11 protein-coding genes are annotated in these 14,303 nt (G+C 40.6%); 6 read left to right on the forward strand and 5 right to left on the reverse strand.

Going from position 1 to position 14,303, the window contains the following annotated elements:
• The first annotated feature begins 47 nt into the window (after window positions 1-47).
• Complete coding sequence (locus AAG807_RS05040) at window positions 48-2,402, forward strand: T9SS type A sorting domain-containing protein (RefSeq protein WP_341901355.1); 2,355 nt, start codon at window positions 48-50, stop codon at window positions 2,400-2,402.
• A gap of 70 nt (window positions 2,403-2,472) precedes the next feature.
• Here the strand turns inward: AAG807_RS05040 and AAG807_RS05045 are convergent, their stop codons facing one another.
• On the reverse strand, window positions 2,473-3,621 hold the full coding sequence (locus tag AAG807_RS05045) for a metallophosphoesterase (protein ID WP_341901356.1): 1,149 nt from the start codon (window positions 3,619-3,621) through the stop codon (window positions 2,473-2,475).
• A gap of 168 nt (window positions 3,622-3,789) precedes the next feature.
• Here AAG807_RS05045 and AAG807_RS05050 point away from each other — a divergent pair, with 168 nt between their 5' ends.
• Window positions 3,790-4,596, forward strand: coding sequence for a universal stress protein (locus AAG807_RS05050; RefSeq protein ID WP_341901357.1), 807 nt, complete (start codon window positions 3,790-3,792; stop codon window positions 4,594-4,596).
• A gap of 57 nt (window positions 4,597-4,653) precedes the next feature.
• On the forward strand, window positions 4,654-5,487 hold the full coding sequence (locus tag AAG807_RS05055; protein WP_341901359.1) for a S1-like domain-containing RNA-binding protein: 834 nt from the start codon (window positions 4,654-4,656) through the stop codon (window positions 5,485-5,487).
• Window positions 5,488-5,562: 75 nt separating this feature from the next.
• Here the strand turns inward: AAG807_RS05055 and AAG807_RS05060 are convergent, their stop codons facing one another.
• Both AAG807_RS05060 and AAG807_RS05065 read right to left on the reverse strand, forming a co-directional pair.
• The gene (locus AAG807_RS05060) at window positions 5,563-6,342 is read right to left on the reverse strand and encodes a response regulator (RefSeq protein ID WP_341901360.1); all 780 of its coding nucleotides are present in this window, start codon (window positions 6,340-6,342) and stop codon (window positions 5,563-5,565) included.
• A complete protein-coding gene (locus AAG807_RS05065; protein WP_341901364.1) occupies window positions 6,339-7,376 on the reverse strand; it encodes a histidine kinase in 1,038 nt (345 codons plus the stop codon). The genes AAG807_RS05060 and AAG807_RS05065 overlap by 4 nt, the downstream gene beginning before the upstream one ends.
• 73 nt (window positions 7,377-7,449) lie before the next feature.
• Between AAG807_RS05065 and AAG807_RS05070 the strand changes: the two genes are divergently transcribed.
• The 3 genes from AAG807_RS05070 to yidC all read left to right on the forward strand — a co-directional run bounded on the left by AAG807_RS05070 (window position 7,450) and on the right by yidC (window position 12,348).
• Window positions 7,450-8,409, forward strand: coding sequence for a polymorphic toxin type 23 domain-containing protein (locus AAG807_RS05070; RefSeq protein ID WP_341901366.1), 960 nt, complete (start codon window positions 7,450-7,452; stop codon window positions 8,407-8,409).
• A 219-nt stretch (window positions 8,410-8,628) separates the two neighbouring features.
• Complete coding sequence (locus tag AAG807_RS05075; RefSeq protein ID WP_341901368.1) at window positions 8,629-10,239, forward strand: CTP synthase; 1,611 nt, start codon at window positions 8,629-8,631, stop codon at window positions 10,237-10,239.
• 159 nt (window positions 10,240-10,398) lie between these two features.
• On the forward strand, window positions 10,399-12,348 hold the full coding sequence (gene yidC / locus AAG807_RS05080) for a membrane protein insertase YidC (protein ID WP_341901370.1): 1,950 nt from the start codon (window positions 10,399-10,401) through the stop codon (window positions 12,346-12,348).
• A 75-nt stretch (window positions 12,349-12,423) separates the two neighbouring features.
• On the opposite strand, the gene AAG807_RS05085 is transcribed toward yidC, so the two are convergent.
• Complete coding sequence (locus AAG807_RS05085; protein WP_341901372.1) at window positions 12,424-13,593, reverse strand: hypothetical protein; 1,170 nt, start codon at window positions 13,591-13,593, stop codon at window positions 12,424-12,426.
• A gap of 201 nt (window positions 13,594-13,794) precedes the next feature.
• A complete protein-coding gene (locus AAG807_RS05090) occupies window positions 13,795-14,274 on the reverse strand; it encodes a nuclear transport factor 2 family protein (protein WP_341901374.1) in 480 nt (159 codons plus the stop codon).
• Window positions 14,275-14,303: the final 29 nt, after the last annotated feature.

The following is a 14,303-nucleotide window of genomic DNA, read 5'->3' on the forward strand; positions in this document are numbered from 1 at the left end:
TTCGGCGGGGGAACTCTTTTAATAATTTAATCAAGCAAGACAAAAACATGAAAAAACAAGTATTGATTTACATTTTGCCCCTTTTCATTTTCGGAATGGGTGTAAATAACTTAAAAGCACAAACCCCATTTAGTCCGAATACTTATTCGGGATGGGTCTCAACTCCAACCAATTCTTTTGCAACAATTCCCGCTGCGCCAGGTGTCTTATTTACACAAGTTACACGGGGAGCTGGAAACACCTTTTCAACCGCTGCAGATGGAATCAATTCAAGTAAATGGAATAACCCATCAGCAAACGCTGCAATTACAGCGAATCAACACCTCACTTTTTCGGTTAGTGCCAATAGTGCAACGACATTCGAAATTGATAGTTTATCAATCATCCTTGGAAGATCGAATACCGGACCTGATTCCTGTATTCTTCAATATAAATCAATAAATACGGGTAACAGCTTTGTGTCTGTTGCTTCCGGAGTACGGATTATTCTAGCCCCGTCAAGTAGCCCGACTACCATTTTGTCCTTTGTTCCACCATCACCTATTCTGGCTTCTGCTAACGATACCGTCGTTTTCCGTTTGGTAGCATGGCATGCCAGCAGTGCGCTCGGAACTATGAAAATGATGAATAATTCAACTGTTTATGGGAAAGTGACACCTGTTGTGACGAATTCCATTGCAGCACCGGTAGTTCAAACAAACCATGTGAGTTGTGTTTCCTCGATTCAGGGAGACAGTGTTCAGATCACATTCAATTCCAATGGTGTTTTCAATCCTGGAAATACCTATTCCTTGGAATTATCAGATGCATCCGGAAGTTTTTCCTCACCGTTGGTTCTTGGTGTTTTGAACAGTAGTTTGAATACGGGAACCATTAACGGATTTATTCCAGCTAGTACTTCAAGTGCGAATTATCAATTGCGAATTAAATCAAGTAATCCGGTGATTAATGGCTTGGATACAACTCATTTGATGGTTTATCCGGGAATGATTTTGAATGCTTCGGTCCTTCAGCCAAGTTGTCCGGATAGCACAGGAGAAATCGACTTGACAATAACCGGAGGTACGGGAACAATTCAATACAATTGGTCGAATAGCCAATCAACGCCGGATTTAAACAATTTGACCGGAGGAACTTATGGTGTGAACATAACAGATGTTGCGGGTTGCACGGCCGATTCATCTTTTACTATTCAGTCTGTTCCGGGTTTTGTTATAACTGATTCCATTTCGCCGGTTTCTTGTCATTCGGAATTTACAGGGATGATAGAACTAACCGTTGCAGGTGCTACTGCTCCCTACTCTATTTCCTGGAGCGGAAATGGGATTAATCAAACGGGACTGGTTGCAAATAACCTTGCTGCGGGAACGTATTCGGTAAGCATTACAGATGCAAACAATTGTCCGTATAGCAATTCATACTTGGTAACTGAACCTGCTGCTATTACGGTTTCCGACTCAATTGCGAATGTCGCTTGTCACGACGAATCCAATGGAAGTATTTCCGTTTCTGTCGGAGGTGGAACCGCTCCTTATTCTATTAGTTGGAGTGGAAATGGAATTAATCAAACAGGGCTGGTTGCAAATAACCTTGCTGCCGGAACGTATTCGGTAAGCATTACAGATGCAAACAATTGTCCGTATAGCGATTCATATGCGGTAACTGAGCCTGCTGTGATTACGGTTTCCGACTCAATTGCGAATGCCGCTTGTCACGACGAATCCAATGGAAGTATTTCCGTTTCTGTGGGAGGTGGAACTGCTCCTTATTCTATTAGTTGGAGTGGAAATGGAATTAATCAAACAGGGCTGGTTGCAAATAACCTTGCTGCGGGAACTTATTCTGTGAGTATTACAGATGCAAACAATTGTCCGTATAGCGATTCATATGCGGTAACTGAACCTGCTGTTCTGAATGTTTCTGCTTCGATAACGAATGCAAGCTGTTCATCATGCAACGGAAGTATTTCGTTGAGTGTGAACGGAGGAACTGCTCCTTATTCTTTTGATTGGGACAACAATTCCACCTTGCAAACCATTTCGGCAGTTCCGGGAACTTATTGTGTAACCGTTTCGGATATGAATGCATGCGAGTCGGATTCTTGCTTCACTATTTCAAGTACGGCTGGATTAGCGGATGATGCAACTGATTCAGGAATCCAATTATTCCCAAATCCAGCAACGGAGGCTTTCCAAATCGTCTTCTCACAGACATGGAATGGAAGCGAGAAAGAATTGACTATTCTGAACTCATTGGGAGAAATTATTCTTCAAAAAACGATTGATCCTTCTGTTGGACAGGAAGTTGTCCATGTACAATCCTGGACCCGTGGAGTATACATTTATCAAATCCGAAGCGAAAGCGGCGAGATTGAAAAAGGTAAAATCAACCTAGTCAACTAATTGTTAGGTACTCATGAATGAAAAGGCTGTTTACTTCGGTATACAGCCTTTTTTGTTGCTCAAAATAGGTTTATGCTTCTTTATTGACGCTGTGAAGTTTAATCAACGTAATCTCCGGATAAATACCTACTCTGCCCGGAAAACCCAAATAACCGAATCCACGGTTGACATAAAGAAATTGCTTTCCAATGTTATACAATCCTGCCCATTTTTTATAGCGAAAAGAAACCGGACTCCATTTGATTCCAAAACGTTCAATTCCAAATTGCATTCCATGTGTATGTCCGGACAAGGTCAGGTCGATATCTGTTTTCGCAGCGACTTGTTCATCAAAATGACTTGGATCGTGTGAAAGCAACAACTTAAATGAATCAGATGGAACGCTCTCCAAGGTCTCTTCCAATTTTCCACTTTGCCTGAACGGAGCTGTTCCCCAGTTTTCCACACCAAGCAACCAAAATCCCGGTTTCAACTCAACGGCTTCATTCAGTAAAGGGGTAAATCCGATTTCCTTGTGAATGGCAATCAATTTGGTCAGATTATTATTCTTGGTTTCTTCCTTATCCCACGGGACATAATCTCCATAATCGTGATTCCCAAGGATGCTGTATTTTCCAATTTTCGCCTGTATTTTCGAGAAAATAACCTCCCACCCCAACATTTCTTCCGCAATATTATTGACCAGGTCACCGGTAAAGAAGACAAAGTCGGCTTCTAATCGGTTGATCTGTTGAATCGCTTTTTCTACTTTGTCGTATTTATTGAAAAAGCTTCCTACATGAATATCACTGATCTGAACAATGCGCAATCCGTCTGAATCTGCGGGTAAATTTTCAAATGGCAATTCAATGGTATGTGTTTTCCAATTCCATCTTCCCCAGATGATCCCCGAAAGAATCGCGAAAAACATGCTAATAGTGATTCCAAATCCGATGTATTCAATCCATGCAATACCTGTAATGAGATAAACGATTCCAAAAAGAAAAAATCCCAAAGCCGGAACACCTGAGGCGATCATTACACCGAAAGCATTGAATCCTCTTCGGTAGTCCGTCGTTTTCCGATTGCGGATTGAACGCATCATGACGAGCATGCTTCCAAAGAACAAAAGTAATTGCAGCATACCAAGTATGATGAAGAATGGGTGTTGAATTTCGAAAAGTGCGTAAGAAAGGGTAGCTTGAGCTAAAATGATGAGTAAGAGAACGATTCCGAACATAAAGTTATTTTTTAGAACGGTAAAAGTAGACAGCAGTCAATGACTCTCAAGCCAATCTTCGTTAAAATCGGTGAAATAATCGGCGAAATATTCATCAACATTAACTTGTTAAAAATTAATACACTTACTGAAACGATTTTTTGGCTATTTTGGTGAAAAATAATCGCTATGAGTAGAAATTTGTACATTGTCCCGCATGATTTGACTGAGGTTGGAAACACTGCTTTGGACTATGCCTTATTCCTTGGTAGACACGTAAGAACAGATATCATGCTGTTGCATTTGGTTGATAATAAATCCAAAATTGCCGCTGTTGAAGCAAAGTTATGGGAGATTGTTAAATCCAAAGTAATTGCGGAAAGTGTGGAAATGTTCGTGCTGGTAGCGGTTGGGGATATTTTTAGCGACATCAATAAAATCGCAAACAGAGAGCATGCCCAATTGATTCTAATGGGGACTCATGGTGCGAAAGGTTTCCAAAAATTGACCGGAAGCTTTGCAATGAAGGTCATTACAAGTTGTGATGTTCCGTTTATTATCGTTCAGAAAGAAACCAAACATCAAGAGATCAAAAACATCGTTGTTCCGATTGATTTATCGAAGGAAAGTCTTCAGATTGTAAGTTCTGCCGGCGATTTGGCACGTATTTTTGATGCAACCGTTCACGTGATCGGTGAAAAACATACGGATGAAGGCTTGTCTCAGCAAACCAAAAATCGGGTATTGTTGATTCGAAACAAATACGACGAAAAAGGAGCGAAATGTGAAGTGAACCTGCTTCCTTCAAGTGGAAGTTACTCGAAGAAAGTGATGGGATATGTGAAGGAAAAGAACATTGATCTGATCGCATTGGCTTATCACTCAGAGAGTTTACTTCCTCAATTCGATAATTTCGCCCAATCGTTGATTACCAACGAGATGAGATTACCGTGTATGATCATTGCCGCAAAGCAATCAGGTAATCTATACTTCTAATTTGCAATTCGTAATTCGTAATTCGTAATTCGGATTTCTTTTGACTACTTTTGTTCTGTGGAATTAGGAGTTTATAATGAATTGCGTCTCGACCGTTTTACGAGTCCGGGAGCTTATTTGGAAGATGAAGAAGGGAACGACGTATTGTTGCCTACAAAATATGTTGATCCGTCTTTTCAGATAGACGACATGATTAAAGTGTTTTTGTACAAGGATTCCGAAGGAAGAATCATTGCTACAACACTGACTCCTAAAATACTTGTCAATCAGTTTGCATTCCTGAAGATTGCAGAAGTTAACCAATACGGAGCTTTTGCTGAATGGGGTGTTGAAAAGCATTTACTCATTCCGTATCGCGAACAACCGAAGCCTTTGGAAGAAGGAAAGCATTATTTCATTTACATGTACATCGATGAAGCTACTGAGCGTTTGGTTGGTACTTCTCGTATTGGAATGTATATGGAAACGGTTGAGGATGAACTCCAAGCTGATGATGAAGTGGATCTGATGGTTTGGGAATTTACAGAACTTGGACTTAAAGTGTTGGTTAATAATCGTTTTCAGGGATTAATCTTCAAGAATGAATTGCACCGTCGGGTTAGAATGGGCGAAACCTTGAGGGGATTTGTAAAAACAGTTCGACCGGATGGTAAGCTGGATATTGTCCTGGAACGTCCCGGTTACGACAAAATTGACGCACATGCTCGAAAATTCCTGGCAATTCTTGAGAATAATGGAGGTTTCTTGGATTTAACAGATAAATCCGATCCGGAAGAAATCCAATACAGAACCGGTTGGTCGAAAAAAGTATTCAAACAAGTTATTGGAAACCTTTACAAACAAAGACTAATCAGTCTTCATGAAAACGGAATCACATTAGTTGAGAATTGAAAAGGTGTTTTCGACTACACTCAATTCACCTTGAATCTTCGTAAACAGGTCACTGAGCGTAGTCGAAGTGCCTGTTTAAATAGAGAATAGCTCCTTAAACTTAATTGCTTGTCTTCTCGAGATTTCAATCTTCTCCCCTTCACGGATTTCCTCTCCGGTAGCTGTTTTAATGATCAAAGGCTTCAGTTCCACTTGTAAACCGCCGTTAAACCAGTTTTCTACCTTTTGGATCCAGTTCAGGTTGATGATGTATTTTCTATTCGCTCTGAAAAAATGCTGTGGCTCCAAGCGTTCTTCCAAACTATTCAACGATCTTAAAATCAACGGTCTGCTCTTATCGAAGTACACTTTTACATAATTTCCGTCACTTTCAAATAGGCGAACCTTGTCCAATGAGACATAGAAACACTTCTCCCCGTCCTTAATAAAGATCGAATCGGAAATGGTTAATGGTCGTGAAGAACGGTCAATCTTCGGAGCTTTGGCAGTGGATTGAAAATCAGCCTCGGAATTATTGAGCAATTTTTTTAAGGTTTCATCCAGGCGCGCCGGATCAACAGGCTTCAATAAGTAATCCAATGCATTCACTTCGAAAGCTTTCAAGGCGAAATCGTCAAAGGCAGTAACGAAAACAACCTGTGGAATTTCATCCAGTTTCTTTAACATGTCGAATCCGGTCATTCCGGGCATTTGGATATCCAGGAAAATCAGGTCCGGTTTTAATGCCTTGATCTTTTCAATTGCTTCCTCCGGATTCTTTGCTTCGTCAATGATCTCAATTTCGTGATAATCTTTCAAGAGTTTCTTTAACTCTTCACGCGCAAGTCTCTCATCATCAATGATTATGGTTCTCATATTTCTTTAATTTCAATGATTGCAATAACAGTTTTAGGGGTGTTCTGTTTTAATTCAAAATTTGCTTTTCCTTTGTATTGAAGTTCCAATCTTCTAAGCGTATTAGATATTCCTATTCCCATCGAATCTTTTCGGGAAGAACGCAGATTTCCATTGTTCTCCACTTCCAGGATGATGGACTCCGTTTTTCTTTTAGTCCTGATCCAAACGGTCCCTCCTTCAATTAATTGTGAGACTCCGTGTTTCAGTGCATTTTCCACCAGTGTTTGAAGAATGAAAGGAGGAATCAGAAAGTGCATTACTTCAGGGTCCAATTCCTGTACGATCTCCAGACGCTCTTCAAAACGGACTTTCTCCAGGTCCAGGTAATCCTGAACGATGGATAACTCCTCTTCCATCGGAACCAGTTGCTCACTTCCGATAATCAATGATTTCCGCAACAGATTGGACAATTTCGTAATGTTCTCCTGGGCACGGTAGGGTTCGATATCTATCAATGCGCGAATAGAATTCAGGGAATTGAACAAGAAATGTGGATTGAGTTGCGAACGCAGGTTTTTCAATTCAATTTCATTGTGACTGGCTGTAAGCTGTAAGTTGCTTACCTCCTGTTCGCGTGACCGCTGGAAAAAGTGAAACGTAAAGTAAACACTGTTCCACAACACGAAGAAGATCAGGGTTGCCGCAACGTTCAGTGAGAATTCAACAATGGAAAAACTGAAAGGAGTTCCTGAAACAAAATGCGAAACGAGCGTGTTTAAAATCGACATGATCGCCGCAAAGAAGACCGAAGTAAGCAGAACGCGCGGAATCAAATTCGATAAGCGCATATTCAGCCAGCCCATTGCAATGAAGAAATAACGCATCAGGTGAGTCAGTACGATTCCCATCACGAAGAAACAACTCGTGGAAATAACGATTGTTTGCAGGTCGATACTTTGATTTGAAAAGGTGGATGCCGAAAAGATAAGCAGGGAAAGCAAAGCCCATCCTCCTATTTGTGCCATCCAATATGTCCTTCTTGCTTTAAACATAAACCAAAGTTAAATGAAATCTCAAGCGAAACACACGAGTTTGGACTAAGCGGTGTTTTAAATGGTTGATTGGATGTATTTCATGAAGACAGACTATTTCGGTCTGAAAATTGTAAATTCGTTTTCGATGAATCGCTTCTTGTTTTTAATCCTCTTGCTTCCGATAATGGCATTTAGCCAAAATCGCTGGAAACCCGGTGCTGGGATAAAAGCAACTGTATTGATTGCGTTTGGCTCCCATCAGAATTCATTTGGATTCAAATTGGATGGATATGCAGGCAATGACTTTTTACAGATGAATGCAGGAGTCACTACACGCTATTTTCTGACAAATCTCGGAAATCGCTCTCATTTTGGGGAACTGAGATTAAGTACCGGTGGTGTTCTAATGTTTGGAAAAGGTAAGAATCCATTGAATATTGATTGGGATGGTCCTTTACATCAATCCAAATCGGAATATTCAATTGGTTATGCACATTATTGGTACCTGGATCGTGTAGGAAGCGCTCAACGTTCCGGAGCCTGGAATATCGGGATTCAACGGGTAGATATTCTCCTGGAAAATGATGTATTTGGCGGACAGGCAAAGGATCGTTTTCGTACCGGAAGCCTGGTTATTTCTTATCGTGACAGTCTATACAAAGTCAGTGTGGGAATGACTATCTGGACAGGTGAATCCGGTGAAACGCATTGGGACAGGAATCCGCTTCCCGGCGCACCAAATGGCTATCGGGATTTGACCGGAAAACCTTATGGAAAGCTGAATCACGGAATCTTATACGGGGAATTCAAACATCGTTTTGTAGGAATCCAGACTGCCGGGACCAGAATTGGATGGGATAGTGAGCAGATCAGACATGTCTTTCAGAATAAACTCAGTCACGACCTGATTCTTTTCCCGAAGAAAATGGAACGCAGAACTCCGCATTATCCGCGCTTGAACGAATCCGGAAACAATGTGTTTACCCGAAAAGAAGCCCGAAAACCGCGGTTTTATTTCCAAACCTTTTTGAATGATGGACTACCTTATTAATTCTAAAGGGCATTTCGACTGCGCTCAATGTCCTTTAGATTAACCTTATCATTTGTGAAAGGTGACTGAGCGGAGTCGAAGTCCCGTTCACCGATTTTTAAAACAGATATAATTGTAGTTTTCCACACTTCGCCTTTATTTCTGAAAAAGCAATCAAAACATTCGTGTTTATTCATTTATTTGATGTAATTTTGCGCCCCGTAGTTACAATTTTTATATATGTCCAATTCAACAAAATACGTATTTGTAACCGGGGGGGTAACATCATCCTTGGGTAAAGGAATTATCTCAGCTTCGCTAGCAAAATTGCTTCAGGCACGCGGTTACTCTACGACAATCCAAAAATTAGATCCTTACATCAACATCGATCCGGGAACATTGAACCCATATGAGCATGGTGAATGTTTCGTAACAGACGATGGAGCTGAAACAGATTTGGACTTAGGTCATTACGAACGTTTCCTGAATGTTCCTACTTCACAAGCCAATAACGTAACTACCGGAAGAATCTACCAAAGCGTCATTGAAAAAGAACGTAAAGGAGAATATTTAGGGAAAACAGTTCAAATCATTCCTCATATCACAGACGAAATTAAAGAACGCATTCAGATCTTGGGTAAAACCGGGAAATTTGATATCGTGATTACGGAAATCGGTGGTACGGTTGGTGATATTGAATCACTTCCATTTGTGGAAGCAGTGCGCCAGATGATGTGGGAATTTGAAAGTGATTGTTTGGTTATTCACCTGACATTGATTCCTTATTTGTCTGCTGCAGGCGAATTGAAAACAAAACCAACACAACACTCCGTTAAGCAATTGCTTGAATTGGGTGTTCAACCGGATATTTTATGTTGTAGAACAGAACATGAACTGGATTTGACGATTCGTAAGAAAATCGCAAAATTCTGTAATGTGAGCATGAATGCGGTGATCGAATCGCGTGATGCGGAATCAATCTATGACGTTCCTCTTTTAATGCAAGCAGAAGAATTAGATAAAGTAGCTCTGGAAAAACTGGGCTTACCTTCTAAAAATTCTCCGGATTTGACTAAGTGGAAAGAGTTTTTGACTCGTTTAAAGAATCCGATTCAGGAAGTGAATATCGGTTTGGTTGGTAAGTATGTCGAATTGAAAGATTCATACAAATCAATTTCTGAGGCATTTATTCACGGAGGTGTTGCAAATGAAGCACGTGTGAATGTGAAATGGATTCACTCCGAATCATTGACAAAACAAAACATTGAAAAGGAGCTTGGAGGATTGGATGGAATTTTGGTTGCACCAGGATTCGGTTCTCGTGGGATCAGTGGTAAAATTGAAGCGGTGCGTTTTGCACGTGAAAACAAGGTTCCGTTTTTTGGAATCTGTTTGGGAATGCAATGTGCAGTCATTGAATTTGCACGTCACGTCTTAAAATATGAAGACGCACACACCACTGAAATTGCAGAAGACTCGAAATATCCGGTAATTTCTATGATGGCAGAACAAAAAAGCATTTCAAACATGGGAGGAACCATGCGTTTGGGAGCTTATAAATGCCAGTTGAGACCGGACACGCAAGTTGCTTCAGCTTACAATACCGAATCGATCGAAGAAAGACACCGTCACCGTTATGAATTCAATAACGAGTACCTGGAAGCTTTCGAAAAAGCAGGAATGATTGCTACAGGAAAAAATCCGGAAACAGGATTGGTTGAAGTGGTTGAAATTCCGGATCATCCTTGGTTTGTTGGTGCGCAATATCACCCGGAATACAAGAGTACCGTGGATAATCCACACCCTTTATTTGTTGCCTTTGTAAAGGCAGCTATTGACAACAAGAGATAAGCCCGGTGGGCTTATCGAAAAAAAGACAAGCGGCAGTGCAGTCATGAGTAGTTGCAATGTGGGCTTATCGAAAAATATATCCGCGGTAGTGGATAATGAGATGTTAAACCGAAAAGAATTAATCAGCCTTAGCTGATTAATTAAAACAAATAAACACGAATGGATAGGAATACAGTTATTGGTCTTACGCTTATTGGTGCCTTGTTGGTAGTGTTCACATACATGAGCCAACCAAGTGACAAGGAAAAGAAAGCCACGCAGAGAGAGCAAAAAGAATTAGCCGAGCAAGCGAAAAAAGATGCGGATTCAACAGAAAAAGCGGAGAAAAACAAACCGAAGCTTGTTGCTAAGAAAGATAAGGATGGAAATCAAATCAAGGATGACAAAGGGAATCCGGTTTATTTAAACGAAAAGACTAACGAAGATACAATCGTTGCTCCTCGTGTGAAAGCTCCTACGAAAGTCATTGCAAAAGGAGAAATCGTACGTTTGGAATCAGAGAAACTGATTGTGGATTTTTCCACGAAAGGTGGAATTGTTTCTGCTGTTCAATTGAAAGAATATGAGTCTTACCTGAACTTTGCCAAGAAAGACGGTAAGATCACACCGCTTTATTTGTTCAAGGATGGAGATCAGACCAATCAGTTGATCTTCAATATTTCCGGACACAAGTATGCAACGGGGAACAAACAGTTTGAGATTGTTTCAAAAACCAAGCACAAAGTTGTTTTCAAACACGATGTGGCTGATGGTTCAATCATTTACACATACAACCTGAAAGGCGGTTACGATTTGGGATATACCATCGAATTGAAAGATTTGAACGGGAAAGTGTTACCGAATTCAGTAATGTTGGATTGGCAAATGGAAATGCTTCGTTCGGAAAGATTACTTTCGGAACAACGCAAGGTTTCTACGATTTGTTATGAATCAGCTGAAGGAAAGTTGGACTGGAACAGCGAGGTTGCTGAAAGTTATAAAGTTGCAGAAACAGATATGAAATGGGTGGCTTACAAACAAAGCTACTTCTCCTCTATTTTGGATGCGGATAATGGATTTAAGGTGAAAGGCACCAAATTCACCGCAACGAATTACAAAGAAGGTTCCAAGGAATTCTTTACACACATTCGCAAATACCGTTCAAAGTTGAATTTGGGAATGCAGTCTGTGAAAGATGGGAAAGCAAGCTTCTCTTGGTATTTCGGACCAAATGATTACGACGTGCTGGCATCTTATGATAAAGATTATGATGATATCCTGAATTTAGGATGGGGTCTTTTCCGTTGGATCAACTTGTATGCAGTACAACCTGTATTTGCATTCTTCATGAACTTGGGAATCAATGCCGGACTTGCGATTTTGTTATTGACCATTATCTTGAAATTGGTTTTGATGCCGGTTCAGTGGAAAATGTTCGTTTCATCCGCTAAGATGAAGATCTTGAAACCACAAATTGATGATATCAATGCAAAATATCCGAAGAAAGAGGATGCAATGAAAAAGCAAATGGATATGATGGCACTTTATCGAGCTTCGGGAGCTTCTCCTCTGGCCGGTTGTGTCCCAATGCTCTTCCAGATGCCGATCTTATTGGCTGTCTTCCGTTTCTTCCCTGCAACATTCAGCTTGAGACAACGCGGATTCCTTTGGGCGGAAGATTTGTCTTCATTCGATTCCATTTGGGATTTCGGAACGTATCTTCCATTATATGGTAACCACGTTTCATTATTTACCTTATTGATGGCAGTGACGACTTTGGCATATACGCATTTGAATTCGTCAAACATGACGCAACAGCAACAGCCCGGAATGCCGAACATGAAAATCATCATGTACATGTTCCCGATCATGATGATCTTCTTCTTTAATAACTATTCTTCAGGTTTGAGTTACTACTATTTCATCTCCACATTGATGACGATCATCTTGATGTTCATTATCAAAAAATTCTTCGTAGATGAAGAAAAGTTGAAAGCGAAAATGGCTGCAGCTCAAACAAATTCAGCGAAGAAAGGTACTGAACCTAAAAAGAAATCGAGCTTCATGCAACGCCTGGATGACGCACAGCGTCAACAACAGGAACGAGCAAAAAACAAGCAAAAGAAATAGGAAAAGAAATTTCCAAAAAAAAGTCGGGGCGAAAAATTTTTCACCCCGACTTTTTTTTATTCAGCTCTACTCTTACTATCTTCTTTTTCCTCCTCCGTTTCCAGGTCTGACAACCGGTCTGTTTTGAGGGACTTGTCGAGCCGGTTGAGTTTGTCTTTGTGGTTGCGGATTGACACGCTGAGGACTTCTTTCTACCGGTCTTTGCTGCGGAGTCGTTGTCGGATTTTTTCTGACAGGTTCAACCGTTCGGGTATTTCCATTGTTATTGTCCTTGTTTGTTCCACCATTGTTAATGGTTCCTCCGTTGTTCGGATTAGTTGGTCTCGGAACGGCTTGCTCACGTACTTTTGGTTGGGGATTCGTTGAAGGACGCGTTGTTTCAATTTTTGTCCCGTCAGTTCTCCCCGTGCTTTTTACAGCATTACCGACTTTCCCGTTCGTTGTTTCCATACGACCTTTAGATCCGTTTGCAGATTGATTGTTAAGAGGTCTGCCTTTATAAGCAGCTTGCTGTGGAGCATACCTCGTTCTTACGGAAGGACTACTTGATCTATTGTTCAGGTAGATCCGGTGTGCATTCGGAACATGATAAACGTTGGTGTATTGACACCAGCCATGATAATAATACATCCGGTCATAATAAACATAATAATAGACCGGTCTCCATGGATACCACCAAGATGGATAATAATCCCAGTAATAAGGAGAATACCATGGATCATAGTAAGGATCGTACATGTATTGAACACAAGGCCAATACCAGACATTTACAAAGACAACTACAGTTGGCGACATCAAAGCCGGACCGGTGGTTTTTTTAATTTCCTTCTCATCGATCGGTTCCATGATGGTTTCTTCACCATATAAGGTTTTATCACCGATAATTTGTAATTGTGCTTCAGAATCGCTGCGTTTTTCTATGACGATAGCTGCAACGTCCTGTATTTCTGTCTTAGTGATCGGAATTTGCAATAAAATGGCGTGATTATCTCCATCCTTCTTATCCACTACTCGGATGTAGTCGATTTTGTAATTTCCATCCAAATCTAAATTATTGACTCCGTTTGACTCGGTATTGAGTTTCTTTTCGAAGTCTGGTAGATCTTTGGATTGTTTAAAAAGATTCAATGCTGCCTGTAAATCAAAATTGTCTCCAGGCATTCCTGTACTGTCACTTTCCTGAGCGAATGTGTTGAATGATAACCCGGTTATCATAATCAACCCCAAATAAACGAATCGTTTCATATCAAGTGTTTTCTTAGTGATAAGATAACAAAAGCGATGTCACGGTTTACATAGTTAACTATTATTGGGAGTTGATTGAAAAAGGCATTTTCCGCCGTGCGAACTAAATGACCTTTCCAATTTTTTATCCGGAAGACGGCTGAATGCTAGAGTTCTTGCCTTCGCATAGCTTCGGCAAAGCAAGGATAGCATAGTCGAAGTCTACTTTGTTGCTTCTCTAAGCTTGATGAAATCCTGAATCTTATCGTTTTCAATGAGTACCGCCAGGTTGTATTGACTGAGTTTCCATTCTTTTCCCACTTTCATCAGGACACCGCTTCCCCGGCAATCTTTCATCCAGGTAGTGATCTTTTCATCAAACCAGGCAAATTTCCCGTCTTTGGAAATTTCAATATGACGTTCTATTTTTCGGAAATCCCATCCTTTTCCCTGATCGAAGTAAGGTTTGCAAAATGCTCCGAATTGTTCCTTGTTCCAACGTTCAGCAGGATCTGTCCCAATGAAAATGAAATTGTCAGCCATGAATTGAAAGTACTCTGCATAATTGGCCTTGGCAGCTGACTGATGCCACTTGTCGATCAATTGGTCTATTGTTTCTGTTTCACTGGGTTTTGGAATTGTAAATCCGGTGATGAAGTAGAATCCGATAAAAAGGATTGGAATGAGTTTAATTGTTTTCATAAGCAAAAAAAATACCGCCTCAGCTTAGC

This window comes from Fluviicola taffensis DSM 16823 (assembly GCF_943372375.1).
GTDB lineage: Bacteria > Bacteroidota > Bacteroidia > Flavobacteriales_D > Crocinitomicaceae > Fluviicola > Fluviicola taffensis_A.